This window comes from Marinobacterium sp. xm-a-152 (genome assembly GCF_013282965.1).
Taxonomy (GTDB): domain Bacteria; phylum Pseudomonadota; class Gammaproteobacteria; order Pseudomonadales; family Balneatricaceae; genus Marinobacterium_E.
On sequence record NZ_WBYI01000017.1, the window covers coordinates 1 to 3,763 of the forward strand.

The 3,763-nt window shown below is 47.7% G+C and carries 4 protein-coding genes; 1 reads left to right on the forward strand and 3 read right to left on the reverse strand.

Annotated features, from left to right (window positions below):
- Nucleotides 1–261: 261 nt before the first annotated feature.
- From XMA152_RS12355 to XMA152_RS12365, 3 genes are read right to left on the reverse strand one after another with little or no spacing between them, the layout of a single operon-like run.
- A complete protein-coding gene (locus XMA152_RS12355; RefSeq protein ID WP_173483777.1) occupies nt 262–921 on the reverse strand; it encodes an aminodeoxychorismate/anthranilate synthase component II in 660 nt (219 codons plus the stop codon).
- 14 nt (nt 922–935) lie between these two features.
- On the reverse strand, nt 936–2,330 hold the full coding sequence (locus tag XMA152_RS12360; protein ID WP_173483775.1) for an anthranilate synthase component I family protein: 1,395 nt from the start codon (nt 2,328–2,330) through the stop codon (nt 936–938).
- Nucleotides 2,327–2,578: a Trp family transcriptional regulator gene (locus XMA152_RS12365; protein WP_173483776.1), complete on the reverse strand. Its 252-nt coding sequence runs from the start codon at nt 2,576–2,578 to the stop codon at nt 2,327–2,329. The genes XMA152_RS12360 and XMA152_RS12365 overlap by 4 nt, the downstream gene beginning before the upstream one ends.
- Nucleotides 2,579–2,693: 115 nt before the next feature.
- On the opposite strand from XMA152_RS12365, the gene XMA152_RS12370 reads away from it, so the two are divergent.
- Nucleotides 2,694–3,407 (forward strand): YebC/PmpR family DNA-binding transcriptional regulator, encoded by a 714-nt coding sequence (locus XMA152_RS12370; protein ID WP_173480999.1) that lies wholly within the window; start codon nt 2,694–2,696, stop codon nt 3,405–3,407.
- The last annotated feature ends 356 nt before the right edge of the window (nt 3,408–3,763 follow it).

Consider the following 3,763-nt stretch of genomic DNA (forward strand, 5'->3'; position numbering starts at 1 on the left):
GGGTATGTACTTCTGCGTTTGTTATAGTCTGCGTCATGGTCCGTCTCCTTTGGATAAAAGTGTGGTAACTAATATCCTGGCACATTGTGATGCCGTTTAAGAAGCGGGACGGACCATCCCATTAGACCCCTTTTTTGTTGGAGCGTTGGAGCGGTCTTGAAAAGGCCGCGATTTTATCGCCTCATCTTCGATAAGGCTCCTACAAAGAGCTTCGCCTCATCTAGGATAAGGCTCCAACAAAGCTCCCTCGACAATGTGGGCTTAAACAAACAAAAAGTTGCGAATCAGCTCTTTACCACCTTCGGTCGCAAAGGACTCTGGGTGGAATTGGATGCCATGGATTGGATACTCTTTGTGCTTCACACCCATAATCTCAAAGGCACCGCCTTGGCGGATTCGATCGATGTTGGTTAGATCGTTCTGCTTAAGTTCACCGACTGCAGCAGTGACCTCTAAACAGTCTGGAATCGACTCCGACTCTGCAATGAGCGAGTGGTAGCGCATCACCTCAAGTTGATCGGGGATGTTTTTAAATACCCCCTCAGCGTTGTGAGTGATCGGGCTGATCTTACCATGCATAGGCAGTGGGGCTTTCACCACCTTTCCACCAAAACAGTGGACGATACCTTGCATCCCTAAACAGACACCCATTAGCGGCGTCTCTTTGCCTAGGGTGGTTATGATATCAGCACAGACACCAAAGTATTTAGGGTCATCCGGTGAACCGGGGCCGGGCGAGATAATGATTCTGTCTGGGTTGGCCTGGCGTACTGCCTCAACATCGACCTCATCATTGCGTTTTACAATGATCTCAAAATTATCCAAGTGGCCTGCGAGTTGCTCCGCTTCAAGAATCTCGCCAATGAACTGGTAGAGGTTGTAGGTGAAGGAGTCGTAGTTATCGATGATGTAAACCTTCATGGTTGTCGTATCGGTCACGCCTGTTCCTCCACCATAAATTGATCCAGTACTTTTTTAGTGCCGGCAAACTTGCGACGAATCTCTTCGTACTCATCTTCCGGATTAGAGTCGTAGACATTACCACCACAGGTCTGCACATACGCCTGTTCACCGTTGGCAAATACCGTGCGAATCGGAATGGCAAAGGTACAATCACCATTGAAGGAGAAGTGACCGACTGCACCCCCGTATGGGCCGCGTCCATCTGCCTCCAACTCATCAATAATCGTCATCGCCTCAATTTTGGGCGCACCTGTTAGTGTGCCGGCAGGGAAGTTGCTGGCTAAAGCAGAGAACATATCGTGCTCGTCAGAGATAATGCCGACAATCTCACTGGAGATATGCTGAACGTGACTGAATCGTTTGATGTCCATAAGGTTGCGCACTTTAACGGTACCAAAGCGTGCCACTCGACCGATGTCGTTTCGGTGTAGATCGACGATCATATTGTGCTCTGCAATCTCTTTAGGGTCGTTAAGAAGAGCACGAGCTAACTGCTGATCTTCAACGGCATCGGCGCCACGTTTTGTTGTGCCGGCCAGTGGGAAGGTCTCCATCTCACCCTGACGTAAGCGGAAGAGCAGTTCGGGACTTGCGCCAATCAACTTCTGTTCACCAAACTTAACGTAGTACATCTGCGGCGATGGGTTCACTTCACGTAACTGTTCGTAAATGTTGATAGTGTCACCCTCTAGACGGAAGCGCTTTTTAAAGCCCACTTCCGTCTGGAAAATCTTACCCTCAATGATGTCCTGTTTAACCTTCATAACAGCATCAGCATGATCTTGTTGGGTCATGGTATCGCCGAGGTTGTAGATCTTCAGCGGGCCATTGGCAGGGCAGTCGGAAGCGAGAATCTCATCGACCAACTCAATGCGGCTATCAGTGTAGTAGAAGTAGAAAACTTCACCGGTCATTTTGTCGAGAATTAGACCGTCTTTAAAAACACCAAAACGGAAGATATCGAACATCTCACTGTGTTGTAGGTTCAGTGAGGGTTCAAAGTAGTTCATACAGTCGTAACCGATATAGCCGGTCAGACCACCCGCATATTTTCGCGAGATGATGTTTTGTGGGACGATCTCACGTAGAAGGTAGTATGGGTTTTCACTGGCATAAGACTCGCGGTTGCCTTGGCGATCCTCGATATGAAGGTAGCCTTCGTCGGCCCACAAAATTTGCTCAGGATCAAAACCGATGATGGAGTGGCGTGAGATGTAACTCTCTTCACCCAAAGATTCGAGCATCACGCAGTTATCAAAGCGCTTTTCGATCTTTTTAAACAGTTGGAAAAAATCGATGTCGGCCGCCATTTTGACGTATTGAGGTTTTCTGGGAAGCTCAATTTTGGCCGGTTTACGGTTAATCATTCGTTACCTTCTTTGGCTTTCAATGCGCGCGATCCGCGCGTCACGGTCGCAATACCTACACCTAGCTGTTTCGCAATTTCACGTTGGGGAACACCACCCTCTAAAAGCCGGAAGATCTGTAATCGTTTACTGATCTCTGTGACCTCACTGGGTGTTAACAGTTCCTGCAGCGCATTGGAAAGTGCCTCTTCACTTTGACAAGAGAAGAGGTGAGCAATGAGTTGATCAAAATGGCTAGATGTATTCATGTACTAGTACAATAGCACAATGCTTTTCCAGTGAACAGCGCTTTTTAGGATTGTCTGAAGGGCGCTAGGGGATTAAACTGTCGCCTCTTTTTTGAACTACTGGAGTGACTTCCCGATGGGTCGTGCGTATCAAAACCGAAAAGCCTCTATTGCTAAAACTTCTGACCAGAATGCTAAGGTCTACAGTCGTTACAGCCGTGAAATTTACATGAGTGCCAAATCCGGTGGTTCGGATCCCAATGCTAACCTGTCTCTGCGTAGCTTGCTTGATCGTGCTAAAAAAGATCAGGTACCTGCGCACGTTATCGATAAAGCGATCGATAAAGCGCAAGGTGGTGGCGGTGAAGACTTCGCACCTGCTCGATATGAAGGTTACGGCCCAGGCGGCTCAATGGCGATCATTGAGTGTCTAACTGACAACCCGAACCGTACCTTTGGTGATGTTCGCCAAGCCTTTACTAAGACTAAGTGTAAAATCGGTAACCAAGGTGCTGTAGCGCACATGTTTGAACACGCTGCGGTATTTGTATTCAAACACGATGACGAAGACGCTGTGCTTGAAGCGCTGATGGTAGCCGACGTTGATGTAACCGATCTAGAGAACGAAGAGGGGTTGCTAACTGCCTTTGTTGCTCCTACGGACTACTTCAAAGCTAAAACGGCTCTAACTGAGATGGGCATCACGGATCTTGAAGTAGAAGAGATCCAGTGGGTACCTAACAGCTACACAGAGATCAGCGAAGAAGATCAGGTGTTGTTTGATAAGTTCCTAGGCATGCTAGAAGATCTTGATGATGTTCAGCACGTTTACCACAACGTTCAGCTGTAAAGAGTGACGTTGAATGAAGGCTCCCTAGGGAGCCTTTTTTGTTGGAATAAGCCTTTTTGTTGGAGCGATCTTGAAAAGGTCGCGATGATCCCAATCGCCTCATCTACGATAAGGCTCCAACAAGTCGCAGTAGGCATATGGCTGTAGGAGCTAGCCCATAGGGCGAAGCGATGGTTAAGAAGGGATTAACTCGCGACATCCTTGTCGCCTAAATAAAAAGCCCCGCTTGTGAACTGACCCCCAATAGTTGGACATAACAATCCAATTATCGGGGGTCTTTTTATGTCCAGGTATAACAGAGTATTTAAACTGCAATTAGCAAAGCTTTGTGAAACTCAAAGCTCGGCGAGTTTGTC

Coding starts and splice junctions, on each gene's coding strand:
- XMA152_RS12365 (WP_173483776.1), bottom strand. CDS start 2,578: ATGAATACATCTAGCCATTTTGATCAACTCATTGCTCACCTCTTCTCT.
- XMA152_RS12355 (WP_173483777.1), bottom strand. CDS start 921: ATGAAGGTTTACATCATCGATAACTACGACTCCTTCACCTACAACCTC.
- XMA152_RS12370 (WP_173480999.1), top strand. CDS start 2,694: ATGGGTCGTGCGTATCAAAACCGAAAAGCCTCTATTGCTAAAACTTCT.
- XMA152_RS12360 (WP_173483775.1), bottom strand. CDS start 2,330: ATGATTAACCGTAAACCGGCCAAAATTGAGCTTCCCAGAAAACCTCAA.